Origin of the sequence: Bradyrhizobium sp. BWA-3-5, from assembly GCF_032917985.1 — a bacterium.
In the GTDB taxonomy this organism is placed as follows: domain Bacteria; phylum Pseudomonadota; class Alphaproteobacteria; order Rhizobiales; family Xanthobacteraceae; genus Bradyrhizobium.
Genome location: NZ_CP136626.1, coordinates 4,467,435 through 4,481,512 on the forward strand (window position 1 = coordinate 4,467,435; position 14,078 = coordinate 4,481,512).

The window sequence follows — 14,078 nt, forward strand, 5'->3', positions numbered from 1 at the left end:
GAGTCTGCTATTTCCCTATCATGGCCAAATCCACCATCTCCTTCGTCTGCCAGAACTGCGGCGCGGCGTATAACCGCTGGCAGGGCAAGTGCGAGTCCTGCGGCGAGTGGAACACGCTGGCCGAGGAGGACACGGGCGGCAACGTGCCGGTGTCGATCCGTTCGAAGCGCCGGGGCCGGACGTTTGCGCTGGAGTCGCTGACCGGCAAAAGCAACGACGCCCCTCGCCTGTCATCCGGCATGGCCGAGCTTGACCGCGTCACCGGCGGCGGCTTTGTGCGCGGCTCGGTGCTCTTGGTCGGCGGCGATCCCGGCATCGGCAAGTCGACGCTGCTGACGCAAGCCACCAGCCTTTTGGCGCGCGCCGGGCATCGCGCGGTCTATATTTCGGGCGAAGAGGCGGTGGCGCAGGTGCGGCTGCGCGCCGAGCGGCTGGGCCTCGCCGATGCGCCAGTGCAGCTCGCCTCCGAAACCTCGGTCGAGGACATCGTCTCGACGCTGTCCGAGGGCGCGGTGCCGCGCCTGATCGTGATCGATTCGATCCAGACCATGTGGACCGATACGGTGGAATCGGCGCCGGGAACGGTGACGCAGGTCCGCGCCTCCGCGCAGGCGCTCATTCGATTCGCCAAGAAGACCGGCGCCGCGATCATTCTGGTCGGCCACGTCACCAAGGACGGCCAGATCGCGGGACCTCGCGTGGTCGAGCACATGGTCGACGCGGTGCTCTCGTTCGAAGGCGAAGGCTCGCAGCATTTCCGCATCTTGCGCGCGATGAAGAATCGTTTCGGGCCGACCGACGAGATCGGCGTGTTCGAGATGACCGGCCTCGGTCTGCGCGAGGTTTCCAACCCTTCCGAATTGTTCCTTTCTGAACGCGACCTCGGTAGCCCCGGCACGGCAGTGTTTGCCGGCATCGAGGGCACCCGCCCCGTCTTGGTGGAATTGCAGGCGCTGGTGGCGCCGACGACGCTGGGCACCCCGCGCCGGGCCGTGGTGGGCTGGGATCCAAGCCGGCTTTCGATGGTGCTGGCGGTGCTGGAGGCCCATTGCGGGGTCAAATTATCCGGCTACGACGTCTATCTGAACGTCGCGGGCGGCCTGCGCATCCAGGAGCCTGCGGCGGACCTTGCCGCTGCCGCCGCTCTGGTTTCATCCTTGGTGAACGCACCGTTACCGACGGATGCGGTTTATTTCGGCGAAATTTCGCTTTCGGGCGCGGTCCGACCGGTGGCACAGACCTCGGCGCGACTGAAAGAGGCCGCCAAACTCGGCTTTGGCCGCGCCGTTCTGCCCGAATCGGCCCGGGGCGAGGTCGGCGGCGATGGTGGCCTCGTGCTGAACGCTGTCGGCGGGCTGACCAGCCTGGTTGCCGAAGTCGCAGCCCGCGGCAGCCCCAGAGCCAACCGGGATAACAATCGCGAGGGTGTGGCGGAGAAAAATGCCACACCGGCGCGATTCCGTCGTGAAAACAGCTAAAGCGGCGTGACGCGCCCGGCCCTCGCCGCTATACAACCCGCGCGAATGGCGGGCGGGATGGCGCGATATCCGGCCTTGCGGGATGGGCCATCTGCCCCTCACTTGGGGTGACCTAATTCCGCCGATTCGTTCCTAAAGGATTTACGAGCGGACCTGACCAGCCGATGCCGATTACGATACTCGATCTCGTCCTGCTCGGAGTGATGCTGATCTCGGGGCTGCTCGCCATGGTGCGCGGCTTCATGCGCGAAATCCTGTCGATCGCGGCCTGGGGCGCGGCGGCGCTGGTGACGCTGTACGCCTATTCGAAGCTGATGCCATCCGCGAAGGCCTATTTCGGCAGCGATACGATCGCGACGGTGGTGGTCGTGGCCGGCACCTTCATCGGCACCCTGATCGTGGTTTCCGTGATCACGGTGCGAATTTCGGACATGATCCTGGATTCCCGGATCGGGGCGCTTGATCGCACCCTCGGCTTCCTGTTCGGCCTCGGCCGTGGCCTTCTGATCGTCGTGGTCGCCTTCCTGTTCTTCAGCTGGCTCGTTCCTGACAAGCAACGGCCGGACTGGATCACCGGTGCGAAGTCCCGGGTGGTCCTGCAGGGAACCGGGGATTGGTTAATGGCGCTCTTGCCTGATGACCCCGAGAACACCATCTTAAAGAGATTCAAGAAGAATAAACCGGAAGACGACCAAACTGACGCCGAGCAGGCAGCCCCTGCGTCAGGCGATGGCTACACGAAACCTGCCCGCGACAGCCTTAAAAAGCTGATCGAGAAACCCGCAGGCCGCTAATTCTGGCCAAAATAGAGAGGCGATGGACGCGATGCAAAACCCTTCCGATCCCGCCGGCCAACTCGATCTAGATTCCGGTATCGAGTTGCAGGACGATCTCGAAGGCGACACGCTACGCGAAGAATGCGGCGTGTTCGGCATTTTCGGCCACCCCGAGGCCGCCGCGATCACCGCCCTCGGACTACACGCCCTCCAGCACCGCGGCCAGGAGGCCGCCGGCATCGTCTCTTTCGACGGCAGCCGCTTCCACTCCGAGCGCCGCCTCGGCCTCGTCGGCGACACCTTCTCCCGCCGCGAGGTGATCGAGCGCCTGCCCGGCAGCATGGCGGTCGGCCATGTCCGCTATTCCACCACAGGCGCCACCATCCTGCGCAACGTCCAGCCGCTGTTCGCCGAGCTCAACGCCGGCGGCTTTGCGGTCGGCCATAACGGCAACCTCACCAACGGGCTGACGCTGCGCCGCGAGCTGGTCAAGGGCGGCGCGATGATGCAGTCGACCACGGACACCGAGGTCATCCTGCACCTGGTCGCGCAGTCCAAGCGCAGCCGGTTCATCGACCGCTTCATCGAGGCGCTGCGCGCGATCGAAGGCGCCTATGCGCTCACCGCGCTCACCAACAAGAAGCTGATCGGCGCGCGCGATCCGCTCGGTATCCGTCCCCTGGTGCTCGGCGATCTCGACGGCCGGCCGATCCTGACGTCGGAGACCTGCGCGCTCGACATGATCGGCGCCCGCTATGTCCGCGACATCGAGCCGGGCGAGATCATCGTGTTCGACGAGGCCGGCGCCCACAGCCACAAGCCGTTCCCGCCGAAGCCGCCGCGTCCCTGCATCTTCGAATACATCTATTTCGCGCGGCCGGATTCCATCGTGGGCGGCCGCTCGGTCTATGACGTCCGGAAGGCTTTCGGCGCGCAGCTCGCGCGCGAGAGCCATCCCGATGTCGACGTCGTGGTGCCGGTGCCGGATTCCGGCGTGCCCGCGGCGGTCGGCTACAGCCAGTTCTCCGGCGTGCCGTTCGAGCTCGGCATTATCCGAAACCACTATGTCGGCCGCACCTTCATCCAGCCGACGCAGAGCGTGCGCGAGCTTGGCGTGCGCATGAAGCATTCGGCCAACCGCGCCGCGATCGAAGGCAAGCGGATCATCCTGATCGACGACTCGCTGGTGCGCGGCACCACGTCGAAGAAGATCGTGCGCATGATGCGCGACGCCGGTGCGCGCGAGGTGCATTTCCGCCTCGCCTCGCCGCCGATCCTCTATCCCGACTATTACGGCATCGACCTGCCGGACCGCGGCGGCCTGCTCGCCGCCACCCATTCGCTGGAGGAAATGCGCGAGATCATCGGCGCGGATTCGCTGGCGTTCCTGTCGATCGACGGCATGTACCGCGCGATGGGCGAGCCGGGCCGCGATCCCGCCAATCCGAAATTCTCGGATCACTGCTTCACTGGCGCCTATCCGACCCACCTGACCGATCAGACCCAGACCGAGCCGCAGCCCCGGCAATTGTCGCTGCTGGCGGAGGCGAGCTGAGGCGTCCACCGCTGTCGTCCCTGCGAAAGCAGGGACCCATAGCCACCGGCCGTGGTTATTCGAAGAAAATTAGACACGGACACCATCTCCAACCATAGGCTTCACGGAGTATGGGTCCCCGCGTTCGCGAGGACGACCGTGGAGAGAGCTTAGTTCAATGACCCAACCTCTCGCCTCCCGCATCGCGCTCGTCACCGGCGCATCGCGCGGCATCGGCTACGCCACCGCCCGCGCGCTGGCCCGCGCCGGTGCGCACATCGTCGCCGTCGCACGCACGCAGGGCGGGCTGGAGGAACTTGACGACGAAATCCGCAAGGACGGCGGCAGCGCCACGCTGGTGCCGCTCAACCTCACCGATTTCGACGGCATCGCGCGCCTCGGCGCAGCGCTGCATGAGCGCCATGGCAAGCTCGACATTCTCGTCGGCAATGCCGGCGTCGCCGGCCCCTCCTCGCCGCTCGGCCATATCGAGCTGAAGCCGTGGAACGACGTCATCGCGGTCAACGTCACCGCGAATTTCCAGCTGATCCGCTGCATGGACCCGCTGCTCCGGGTTTCCGACGCCGCCCGCGCCGTGTTCATCACCTCAGGCGCCGCCAGCATGGCGAACGCCTATCAAGGCCCCTACGCGGCTTCGAAGGCCGCGCTGGACACGCTGGTGCGCTCCTGGGCCAATGAGACCCTGAGCACGAAGATGCGCGTCAACCTGTTCAGCCCGGGGCCGATCCGCACCCGCATGCGCGCCAGCGTATTTCCCGGCGAAGACCCGATGACGCTGGACACGCCGGAGCAGGCCGCGGAGTTCATCGTACCGATGTGCGCGCCCGAGTGGACCGAGACGGGCAAGCTGTACGATTACAAGGCGCGCAAGCTGTTGAGCTTCCATCCGCCGGGTTAGGCCGCGTCATTGTGCGCCCTCTGCCGTCATTGCGAGCGCAGCGAAGCAATCCATATTGCCGCTCGTTAAGGCATGGATTGCTTCGTCGCTTCAGCGCAAAATTGCTTTTGCAATTTTGTGGCGAGTTCCTCGCAATGACGACCGGACAGGTTGACTCGCACTCCTCCCCACGATTGACTGCCCTTCCAAGCGGGACAACCCGCCAAGAAAAAGCACCGGGAGGCACTCATGACGCCGACGCGTAATCGCGCCCGCCGATATCTTTCCAAAACCATTTCCGCCTGCTTCACCGCCGCCATGCTGATGGCAATGGCGCCCGCTCACGCCGGTGATATCCCGACCTCCACCGTCGACGCGTCCTGGCCAAAGCCGCTGCCGAACAACTGGATCCTCGGCCAGGTCGGCGGCATCACCACGGATGCGCAGGGGCACATCTGGGTCATTCATCGTCCGCGCTCGCTCACCGATGACGAAAAGGGCGCGACGCTCAATCCGCCGCGCTCCAAATGCTGCGTGCCGGCGCCGCCGGTGCTCGAGTTCGATGCCGACGGCAATCTCTTGCGCTCCTGGGGCGGCCCGGGCGAAGGCTACGAATGGGTCGGCCGCGAGCATGGCATCGAGGTGGACGACAAAGGTTTTGTGTGGATCGGCGGTAATGCAGACAACGACAATGCGATTTTGAAATTCACCCTCGATGGCAAATTCGTGATGCAGATCGGCACGATCGCGCCGAGCAAAGGCTCGGCCGACACGACGCAGCTCGGCAAGCCCGCGGAGACCGCCGTCGACAAGGACGCCAACGAAATCTTCATCGCGGACGGCTACGGCAATCGCCGCGTCATCGTGTTCGACGCGACGAGCGGCGCCTACAAGCGGCACTGGGGCGCCTACGGCAGGCCGCCAAGCGACGACAAGCAGCCGCCCTACGATCCCAACGGGCCGGCTCCGCAGCAATTCGCCAACCCCGTGCATTGCGTGAAGCTCGCCAATGACGGGTTGCTCTATGTCTGCGATCGCATGAACAATCGCATCCAGGTGTTCAGGAAAGATGGAACCTTCATTAAGGAATGGTTTTACGAAAAGAACACGCGCGGCAATGGCGCCGTGTGGGATATCGCGATCTGGCCCGACCGGAAGCAGACCTATTTGCTGAGCGCCGATGGCGAGAACAACGAAATCCGGGTGCTGAAACGGGACGATGGTACCGTAGTCGGCAGTTTTGGCCGCGGCGGCCGCCAGGCCGGGCAGTTTCACTGGGTTCACGCCATGGCCGTGGACGCCAAGGGGAACGTCTACACCGCCGAGGTCGACACCGGTAAGCGGATCCAGAAGTTCAAGCTGACGTCGGAAGCGCTACGATAGGTGGATTGCCCGCCCGGGCGGGAAAGACTATCGCAGAACCGCTGGCAGGTTCCGACAAGAGAGCCGGCGAACAACAATTTGAGAGGAAATACAATGACCACCAGAATTGCGCGGCGCTTTGCCGCTTCCGTGGCGCTTACCGCGCTCTGCCTCGCAACGCCAGCCTTGGCCCAGGACAAGACCGTCAAGATCGGCGTGCTCAACGACATGTCGAGCCTCTATGCCGACATCGGCGGGCCCAATTCCGTGGTCGCGATCAAGATGGCCGTCGAGGATTCCGGCCTGACCAAGAAGGGCTGGAAGATCGACGTCATCAGCGGCGACCATCAGAACAAGCCCGACGTCGGCGTCAACCTCGCCCGGCAGTGGATCGACAACGACAAGGTCGATGCGATCGCCGATACGCCGAACTCCGGTGTCGCGCTGGCGGTCAGCAACCTCGTCAAGGAAAAGAATGCCGTGCTGCTGAATTCGGGTGCGGCGACCGCCGACCTGACCGGCAAGGCCTGCACGCCGAACACCATCTCCTTCACCTATGACACCTATATGCTCGCCAACGGCACCGGCAAGGCGCTGACCAAGGCCGGCGGCGACAGCTGGTTCTTCCTCACCGCCGACTACGCCTTCGGTCATGCGCTCGAGCGCGACACCTCGGCCGTCGTGACCGCCAATGGCGGCAAGGTGCTCGGCGGCGTCAAGGCGCCGATCAACACCGCCGATTTCTCGTCCTTCCTGCTGCAGGCCCAGGCCTCCAAGGCGAAGGTCATCGGGCTTGCCAATGCCGGCGGCGACACCACCAACTCGATCAAGCAGGCCGCCGAATTCGGCATCGTCCAGGGCGGCCAGAAGCTCGCCGCGCTGCTGCTCTTCATCAACGACGTGCACGCGCTCGGCCTGAAAACCGCGCAGGGCCTGACATTCACGGAGTCTTTCTATTGGGACATGAACGACCAGACCCGCGCCTGGTCGAAGCGGTTTGTGGCGCAGGCCAGCAAGAACGCGATGCCCTCGATGACGCAGGCCGGCAACTACGCCATGGTGCTGCATTATCTCAAGGCGATGGAATCGCTCGGCGGCAATCCGCATGACGGCGCCAAGGTCGTCGCCAAGATGAAGGAATTGCCGACCGACGATCCGCTGTTCGGCAAGGGCCCGCTGCGCGCCGACGGCCGCCGCCTGATTCCGGCCTATCTGTTCGAGGTGAAGAAGCCGGCAGAGTCGAAGGGACCGTGGGACTACTACAAGCAGATCGCCACGATCTCCGCGGAAGACGCCGCCAAGCCGCTCGAAGCCAGCGACTGCCCGCTGGTGAAGAAATAAGAAAAAGCAGCAAGCGTAGGGTGGGCAAAGGCGCGCAAGCGCCGTGCCCACCCTTTCGCTCCGAATGCATGTTGCGAATGGTGGGCACGCTTCGCTTTGCCCACCCTACTTTTTAAGCGTACGCCAGGCGATCACCAGCGCAAGCCCCAGCAGTGCCGCCGCCAGAAGGAACGGCGCGCCCGGCAATTTCACCGGGGCCTGGTCGCTGATGAAATAGGCGAAAGTCAGCGTAAACAGAAACGGCCCGGCCATCTGCGCGATTGAGTTGACGCTGTTGGTCGCGCCCTGCAACTGGCCCTGCTGGTCCGGCGCCACGAGCTGCGTCGTCAGCGCCTGGACTGCCGCGCCCGCCACGCCCCATAGCGCCATCACGGGAATGCCGATCCAGAACAACGGCCCGGTTGGCGCCACGCCGTAGATGAAGAATCCCAAACCGCCAGAGGCCAGCCCGAGCAACAGCGCCCGCCGCTCGCCAAGCCGTTTGACGATCGGCCCGACGCCCGCGCCCTGCACCACCATGGCGCAGACGCCGACCAGGGCCAGCGTCAGCCCGACCGTCTTCGTATCCCAGCCATAGCGGTAGGTCGCATAAAGGACGAAGGTGGACGGCAGCACCACATGCGCGACCTGTCCGAAGAAATTCGCCAGCGACAGCCCAGCGAGAACACGGTTCGAACGCAGGAGATGCAATGCGCCAAGCGGGCTGGCGCTCTTCCAGCGAAACGGCGCGCGACGTTCCACCGGCAGCGACTCTGGCAGGATCAGCCAGCCATAGAGCGCATTGGCAAAGCTGAGGCCCGCTGCAATCCAGAACGGCAGGCGCGGATCCATGCCGCCGAGCAGGCCGCCGACCGCCGGGCCGAGAATGAAGCCGGCGCCGAACGCCGCGCCGATCTTGCCGAACACCGCGGCGCGCCGCTCCGGCGGCGTCACGTCGGCGATGTAGGCAAACGCGGTCGAGATGCTCGCCGAGGTGATGCCCGAGATCACCCGGCCGATAAACAGCCAGACCAGCGACGGCGCCAGCGCCATCAGCACATAATCCAGCGCCAGTCCGAAATTCGACAGCAGCACCACCGGCCGCCGCCCGAAGCGGTCCGACAGCGCGCCGAGGATCGGCGAGAACAGAAACTGCATCAGCGCCCAGGCGGTGCCGAACAGGCCGAAAATCCGCGCCGCGGTGGCGGTGTCGTTGTCGACAAAGCTCTCGACCAGCTTGGGCAGGATCGGCAGGATCAGGCCGAGCGCCAGCATGTCGAGCAGGATGGTGACGAAGATGAAGGCCGCCGCGCCGCTGCGCACCGGCGGCTTGTCGTCGGCGACGGCCACGGACGCCTGCTCGCTCATGACGGCCGCTTGCGCTTGTGGGCGAACGGATTGGCCTTTTCGCGCAGCGTGATGCGGATCGGCGTGCCCGGCAGCTCAAAAGCCTCGCGCAGGCTGTTGGTGAGATAGCGCAAGTAAGACTGCGGCACGGCATCGGCGCGCGAGCAGAACAATACGAAGCTCGGCGGACGCCCCTTGGTCTGCGTGATGTAGTTCAGCTTCAGCCGGCGCCCTGACACCGCGGGCGGCGGATTGGCCTGGATCGCCTGCTCGAACCAGCGATTGAGCGCGGCCGTCGGCACGCGCTTGTTCCAGACGGCGTAGGCTTCCTGGATCGCTTTCATCAGGCGGTCGATGCCCTCGCCCATCAGGCCGGATACGGCGACGATGGGCGCGCCCCTGACCTGCGGCAGCCAGTGATCGGCATCGCTGCGCAGCGCCGAGATCAGATGCGGCTTGCGCTCCATCAGATCCCATTTGTTGACCGCGAGCACGATGGCGCGCCCCTCGCGCTCGATCAGATCGGCGATGCGCAGGTCCTGCTCCTCGAAGCGGTGCTGCGCGTCCATCATCATCACGACGACCTCAGCAAAGCGCACGGCGCGCAGCGCGTCGGCGACCGACAGTTTTTCCAGCTTCTCCTCGATCCTCGAGCGACGGCGGAGGCCCGCGGTATCGAACACGCGGAAATCGCGGCCCTGCCAGGTGATTTCCACCGCAATGGAATCGCGCGTGGTGCCGGCCTCGGCGCTGGTGAGCAGCCGCTCCTCGCCGAGCAGATGATTGATCAGCGTGGATTTTCCCGCATTGGGGCGGCCGACGATGGCGACGCGGATCGGACGCCGCGCGAGATCCTCCTCCGACACGGCCTCGTCGTCGAGCTCCTCGGCCTCCTCCGCCGGCTCCGGCATCAGCGCGGCGAGCGCGTCGTAGAGTTCGCCCATGCCCTCGCCATGCTCGGCGGAAATCTGCACGGGATCGCCGAGCCCGAGCGCGTAGGATTCCATCGCGCCGATTTCGCCGTGCTTGCCCTCGCTCTTGTTGGCGACCAGCACCACCGGCTTGTTGGCGCGGCGCGCGAAGTCGGCAAAGGCACGATCGTTCGGCGTCAGCCCGGCACGCGCGTCGATCACGAACATCAGCGCGTCGGCAAGACCGATCGCGGTCTCGGTCTGCTCCTGCATCCGCGCGGTCAGCGAGCCCTTGGCGCCCTCGTCGAGGCCGGCGGTGTCGATCACGGTGAATTCGAGATCGCCGAGACGCGCCTGTCCCTCGCGGCGGTCACGGGTCACGCCGGGCTCGTCGTCGACCAGCGCGAGCTTCTGCCCGACCAGCCGGTTGAACAGCGTCGACTTGCCGACGTTGGGCCGGCCGATAATGGCGATCGTAAAGGACATAAATGATCCAAACGCCCTTTTCTGAAGGGCGTGTCAATTCGAACGAATAGCAGAAATCAGCGCTGGAAACTGCCGCTCGGCATCGGGGCCGGGAAAGCCGATTGCTGCGACGATTGAGCCGGCTGATCGGGCGGCGGCGCGGTGGTGCGCTTGCGCGCGATCTTGGCCGGCTTGGGCGCCGGCGGTGGCGCGGCGGTGCCGCCCTCTTCCTCGGGCGCCGCGTCAGGGTCGACGGCCGCCGCGGGTGCGGCAGCCTGCTTCCCCCTGGATTTCGTGCCCTTCTTGGCTTTCGGCTCTTCTGCCGGCGGCGCCACGGCGGCAGCCTGAGCGTTCGGATCGTCCTGACGTGCGCCTTTATAGAGATCCTTCGGCACGCCCTGCTCGAGGCCCGGCACACCTTCGGGGAAGACGGGCTTGCGCTCACCGGGCAGCTTCTTCTTGGTATCGAGGAAGTCGAGCAGATCGGTCGGATCGAAATTGCCCGAGCTGCCACAGCCCGCCAGCGCGCCCGAGAGCGCGATGAGGACGGCGGTTGCGATCAAACGTTGCGGGCGGCGCATATCGGATTTCCCAACTCGTTCTTGCCGGCTTCAGCTCTGATTAGCTCTTGGATTAGCTCTTGGCGACCGGCGGCAGCAGCGCCTGCAGCGCTTCGGCACGCGAGCGCAGGCTCGGCGGTGTTTCGCCGTCATTGGCAATCATGTCCAGCCATTGCCGCGTCGCCGCGGCATCGTTGGCGCGCCACGCCGACAGCGCCAGCAATTCGCGCGCGCTGTGGCGGAAGGTCGCCCCCGGCGCAGCCGCCGCCTCGAGGCGTTCCTTCATGTTCGGATAGCTGGTGCTTTCCAGCAGCAATTGGGCCGCACGAATGCGCGCCAGATCCTGGTCGGCGGCGCCGACGCTGCGATCGGCCGATATCTCGTCGTACATTTTGGCCGCCGCCGGCGCATCGCGATTGGCGATCTCCGCCGCCAGGCGTAGCCGCGACAGCGTGCGGTAGCCGAACGGCGCCTTGGCGACGAGATCGGCGAAAGCCGCCTCGGCCTCGGCATGCTTGTTCGCTTCGGAAAGCTCGACAGCCTTGTCGAAGGCCGCGCCCGCCTCGGCCGCCTTCTTGGCTTCCAGATACTGGTAGCCGCGCCAGCCACCCACGCCGGCAACGATCAAAATCATCACGGCAATGATGTAGATCGAATACTTATCCCACAGCTTCTTGAGCTGTTCGCGACGTACTTCCTCGTCGACTTCATCAAATAATTCAGACACTTAAGTATATCCCATCCCGCGGAACCGCAACATCGGCGGCAGGTTCGCGCACCCGGTCCCCGCATGGCCGGGGCGTAGCCTATCGATATGGCGGTGGCAAGGCAAAGCTAGCGGGATCAAAGCGTTAACAGCGCCCCGATTCGCCTTCTAAAACCAGCCGGCAATGTTGACACCGAGGTTCAAAGTTTGGCGTAATCCGCCCGCTTCCGTTTGCCGACTCGTATCCGATTTTTCAGGTGTTTCATGCCTCGCCCTGCGCTGGTTTCGATCCTCGCCATGGGCCTGGCATTGCTGCCCGCAGCGTCGCCGGCCGACGACATCAAGCCGAAAGCACCAGAGACGGCATTCTCGGGCAAGTTGCGCCCGGACATTCTGGGTATCTCGACCGAATCGAATGCCGAAGCCGCGCGCGGCGTCTTTGATTCGCTGTTCAAGGGCCACACCGACACCAAGACCGACATCCAGCAGCAGAAGCTCGGCAATGGTGGAAACAGCTACGTCGCGGCGCTGAATTTCAGCCTCCCGGCCGGTCCGAAACAGAACGGCGAGATGCTCTCGAGCAGCTTCTCCTCGCCGGCGAGCGCCAACCGCGCTTATTTCGTCGCCCGCAACCTGACCTTCGCCCAGGACCAGCAGCCGTCGAAGGCGGACATGATCAAAGAGGTGATGGGCAAATACGGCGTGCCCACCATCGTCGGCGATCAGCACCTGTACTACATCTACCGCAAGGGCTCGATCATGTCGGTCGGCGGCAAGTACAAGGAAACGACAGCCCTCGAAGCAATCGACAAGCCGCTTGATGCACGCGCCGCTGTCAAGCTCAACGGCGACACCGTTCGCGGCAGTTGCGTCGCGGTGGTGAAGCGCGCGCAGGCCAAGGTCAAGGATCCCAGCGCGATGCTCACAGAGGCAAAGGGCGCCAACTGCGACGGCGTGCTGAGCGTGCAACTCGTACCGGGCGCGCAGGCTGATCGTGTCGGTATCGCGCAATTCACGCTGCTCGACGTCAAACAACTCATCAGCGCGGCCGCCATTGACAGTGCCGCCGCAGGGCAAGGCAACGGTTCGATGCCGACGGGGAGCACCCCGAAACTTTAGCCGACTTTCAGGCCGAAATGGCCTCGCGGAGTTGCCGTTTCATCACCTTGCCATTGGCGTTGCGCGGTAGCGGCTCGGTGCGCAGATCCATGGTTTCCGGCACCTTGTAGTCGGACAGCCGCTCGGCGCACCAGGTGCGCAGCGCCTCACTGCCGACCGCGTTGCGCGTTACGACGACGGCGTGCACGCGCTCGCCCAGCACCGGGCACGGCTTTGCGATAATCGCGCTTTCGACCACGTCTGGGTGGCCGGCCAGCACCGATTCGACCTCCGCGGAATAGATCTTCAGGCCGCCGCGGTTGATCATGTCCTTCTGCCGGTCGAACACGCGGACGAAATTCTCAGCATCGATCGAGCCGAGATCGCCGGAGTGCCAGAAGCCGGCCGTAAAACTCTCCGCCGTTGCCTTCGGATTATTCCAGTAGCCCTTGATGACCGATCCGCCGTGGATCCAGATTTCGCCGATCTCGCCGCGCGGCAGCTCGCGGCCCTCGGCATCCATCACGATGATCTGCGCGCCGGGACAGGGCAAGCCGACGCTGTCGATATGACCTGCGGTCAGTTCGCCCGGCATCATGGTCGACGGCGATGTCGTTTCGGTCGCGCCGTAGCAATTCATCAGCTTGAGGCCGGGAATCTTGGCGTCGAGCTTCTCGATGGTGGCGATCGGCATCGGCGCGCCGCCAAAGCCGCCGATCCGCCAGCTCGACAAGTCGTAGCTGTCGAAATCCGGCTGCAACAGGCAAAGATTATACATCGCCGGCACCATCACGGTATAGGTGACGCGCTCGCGCGCGGCCAGCTTGAGATATTCCGCGGCCTTGAACTCCGGCATGATGATCAGCGCGCCGGCGCAGCGCACCATGGTCATGACGTTGGCGACGACGCCCGTGACGTGGCCGAGCGGTACGGCGGCAATCGAGCGATCCGCCTTCGTGAGATTCATGCCCGCCACGAACACCATCGCGGAATGGATGATCGTGCAATGGGCGAGCATCGCGCCCTTGGGCCGTCCCGTGGTGCCCGAAGTGTAGAGGATCATCGCGGTGTCCTCCTCGCCGACCTCGACCGGTACGGCCAACGGGGCGTTGTCGGCCAGCTCGGAAAAGCGCGAGAGAATCGGATCATCGTCGACGGCGATCCGGTGCGTGACCTCGGGAATATCGCCCGCATCGGGCACCCGGCCCGCCAGCGCGGCCTCGTGGATCAAAAGCCTTGCGCCGCAATCTGTCAGCACATAGGCGATCTCGGGCTTTTGCTGGCGGGTCGAAAGCAGAACCGTCACCAGCCCGGCATGCGCCGCGCCTAGCATCGTCAGCACGAATTCAACGCGATTGCCGAGCAGCACCCCGACGCGGTCGCCGCGCTGCAGGCCGAGCTTTTGAAAACCCGCGGCGATTTGCGCCGATCGCTGCGCGACTTCGCGCCAGGTCATACGCGTGGCGCCGCAAACTAGCGCCTCGCCCTCGCCGTTCCGCGCGACGGCTTCGGCGACCATCGCTGGAATACTCCTGGGCCGATCGCAAAACACCGGGACGATCCGGTCGCCGAAGCGCGGTTCAAGCCGCATCGGTGGAATGGCGTGCTGCGACCAGTCCATGG

At 64.9% G+C, this 14,078-nt stretch carries 12 protein-coding genes; 7 read left to right on the forward strand and 5 right to left on the reverse strand.

Going from position 1 to position 14,078, the window contains the following annotated elements; all coding sequences use genetic code 11:
- The first annotated feature begins 20 nt into the window (after positions 1-20).
- From radA to RX331_RS21765, 6 genes are all read left to right on the forward strand, one after another.
- Entirely contained in the window at positions 21-1,478 is a 1,458-nt protein-coding gene (radA, locus tag RX331_RS21740) for a DNA repair protein RadA (protein WP_317251956.1), read from the forward strand.
- Positions 1,479-1,642: 164 nt separating this feature from the next.
- A complete protein-coding gene (locus RX331_RS21745) occupies positions 1,643-2,272 on the forward strand; it encodes a CvpA family protein (RefSeq protein ID WP_317251957.1) in 630 nt (209 codons plus the stop codon).
- A gap of 22 nt (positions 2,273-2,294) precedes the next feature.
- The gene (purF, locus tag RX331_RS21750; protein WP_410707967.1) at positions 2,295-3,809 is read left to right on the forward strand and encodes an amidophosphoribosyltransferase; all 1,515 of its coding nucleotides are present in this window, start codon (positions 2,295-2,297) and stop codon (positions 3,807-3,809) included.
- 157 nt (positions 3,810-3,966) lie between these two features.
- Entirely contained in the window at positions 3,967-4,707 is a 741-nt protein-coding gene (locus RX331_RS21755) for an SDR family oxidoreductase (protein WP_317251959.1), read from the forward strand.
- Positions 4,708-5,004: 297 nt separating this feature from the next.
- Positions 5,005-6,069 carry a hypothetical protein gene (locus RX331_RS21760; protein ID WP_410708302.1) on the forward strand — a complete coding sequence of 355 codons (1,065 nt, stop codon included), beginning with the start codon at positions 5,005-5,007 and terminating at the stop codon, positions 6,067-6,069.
- Positions 6,070-6,162: 93 nt separating this feature from the next.
- Positions 6,163-7,389, forward strand: coding sequence for an ABC transporter substrate-binding protein (locus tag RX331_RS21765; RefSeq protein WP_317251961.1), 1,227 nt, complete (start codon positions 6,163-6,165; stop codon positions 7,387-7,389).
- A gap of 105 nt (positions 7,390-7,494) precedes the next feature.
- Here the strand turns inward: RX331_RS21765 and RX331_RS21770 are convergent, their stop codons facing one another.
- The 4 genes from RX331_RS21770 to RX331_RS21785 are packed head-to-tail and all read right to left on the reverse strand — an operon-like array spanning position 7,495 to position 11,378.
- The gene (locus RX331_RS21770) at positions 7,495-8,736 is read right to left on the reverse strand and encodes a TCR/Tet family MFS transporter (RefSeq protein ID WP_317251962.1); all 1,242 of its coding nucleotides are present in this window, start codon (positions 8,734-8,736) and stop codon (positions 7,495-7,497) included.
- Positions 8,733-10,112 carry a ribosome biogenesis GTPase Der gene (gene der, locus RX331_RS21775; protein WP_317251963.1) on the reverse strand — a complete coding sequence of 460 codons (1,380 nt, stop codon included), beginning with the start codon at positions 10,110-10,112 and terminating at the stop codon, positions 8,733-8,735. Before der ends, RX331_RS21770 begins: the two co-directional genes overlap by 4 nt.
- Before the next feature lie 56 nt (positions 10,113-10,168).
- Positions 10,169-10,672, reverse strand: a complete 504-nt coding sequence (locus tag RX331_RS21780; RefSeq protein WP_317251964.1) for a hypothetical protein — start codon at positions 10,670-10,672, stop codon at positions 10,169-10,171.
- Positions 10,673-10,724: 52 nt separating this feature from the next.
- Positions 10,725-11,378: a tetratricopeptide repeat protein gene (locus RX331_RS21785; protein ID WP_317251965.1), complete on the reverse strand. Its 654-nt coding sequence runs from the start codon at positions 11,376-11,378 to the stop codon at positions 10,725-10,727.
- A gap of 243 nt (positions 11,379-11,621) precedes the next feature.
- Between RX331_RS21785 and RX331_RS21790 the strand changes: the two genes are divergently transcribed.
- On the forward strand, positions 11,622-12,476 hold the full coding sequence (locus RX331_RS21790) for a hypothetical protein (RefSeq protein WP_317251966.1): 855 nt from the start codon (positions 11,622-11,624) through the stop codon (positions 12,474-12,476).
- Between the two features lie 7 nt (positions 12,477-12,483).
- Here RX331_RS21790 and RX331_RS21795 read toward each other — a convergent pair whose 3' ends face one another.
- Positions 12,484-14,076 (reverse strand): class I adenylate-forming enzyme family protein, encoded by a 1,593-nt coding sequence (locus RX331_RS21795; protein WP_317251967.1) that lies wholly within the window; start codon positions 14,074-14,076, stop codon positions 12,484-12,486.
- Positions 14,077-14,078 lie beyond the last annotated feature (2 nt).

Bases quoted from the DNA above. Each gene is read 5' to 3' on its own strand.
- RX331_RS21765 (WP_317251961.1), top strand. From the start codon at position 6,163: ATGACCACCAGAATTGCGCGGCGCTTTGCCGCTTCCGTGGCGCTTACC.
- RX331_RS21790 (WP_317251966.1), top strand. From the start codon at position 11,622: ATGCCTCGCCCTGCGCTGGTTTCGATCCTCGCCATGGGCCTGGCATTG.
- RX331_RS21745 (WP_317251957.1), top strand. From the start codon at position 1,643: ATGCCGATTACGATACTCGATCTCGTCCTGCTCGGAGTGATGCTGATC.
- RX331_RS21770 (WP_317251962.1), bottom strand. From the start codon at position 8,736: ATGAGCGAGCAGGCGTCCGTGGCCGTCGCCGACGACAAGCCGCCGGTG.
- RX331_RS21780 (WP_317251964.1), bottom strand. From the start codon at position 10,672: ATGCGCCGCCCGCAACGTTTGATCGCAACCGCCGTCCTCATCGCGCTC.
- radA (WP_317251956.1), top strand. From the start codon at position 21: ATGGCCAAATCCACCATCTCCTTCGTCTGCCAGAACTGCGGCGCGGCG.
- purF (WP_410707967.1), top strand. From the start codon at position 2,295: ATGGACGCGATGCAAAACCCTTCCGATCCCGCCGGCCAACTCGATCTA.
- RX331_RS21760 (WP_410708302.1), top strand. From the start codon at position 5,005: ATGCTGATGGCAATGGCGCCCGCTCACGCCGGTGATATCCCGACCTCC.
- RX331_RS21755 (WP_317251959.1), top strand. From the start codon at position 3,967: ATGACCCAACCTCTCGCCTCCCGCATCGCGCTCGTCACCGGCGCATCG.
- RX331_RS21795 (WP_317251967.1), bottom strand. From the start codon at position 14,076: ATGGACTGGTCGCAGCACGCCATTCCACCGATGCGGCTTGAACCGCGC.
- der (WP_317251963.1), bottom strand. From the start codon at position 10,112: ATGTCCTTTACGATCGCCATTATCGGCCGGCCCAACGTCGGCAAGTCG.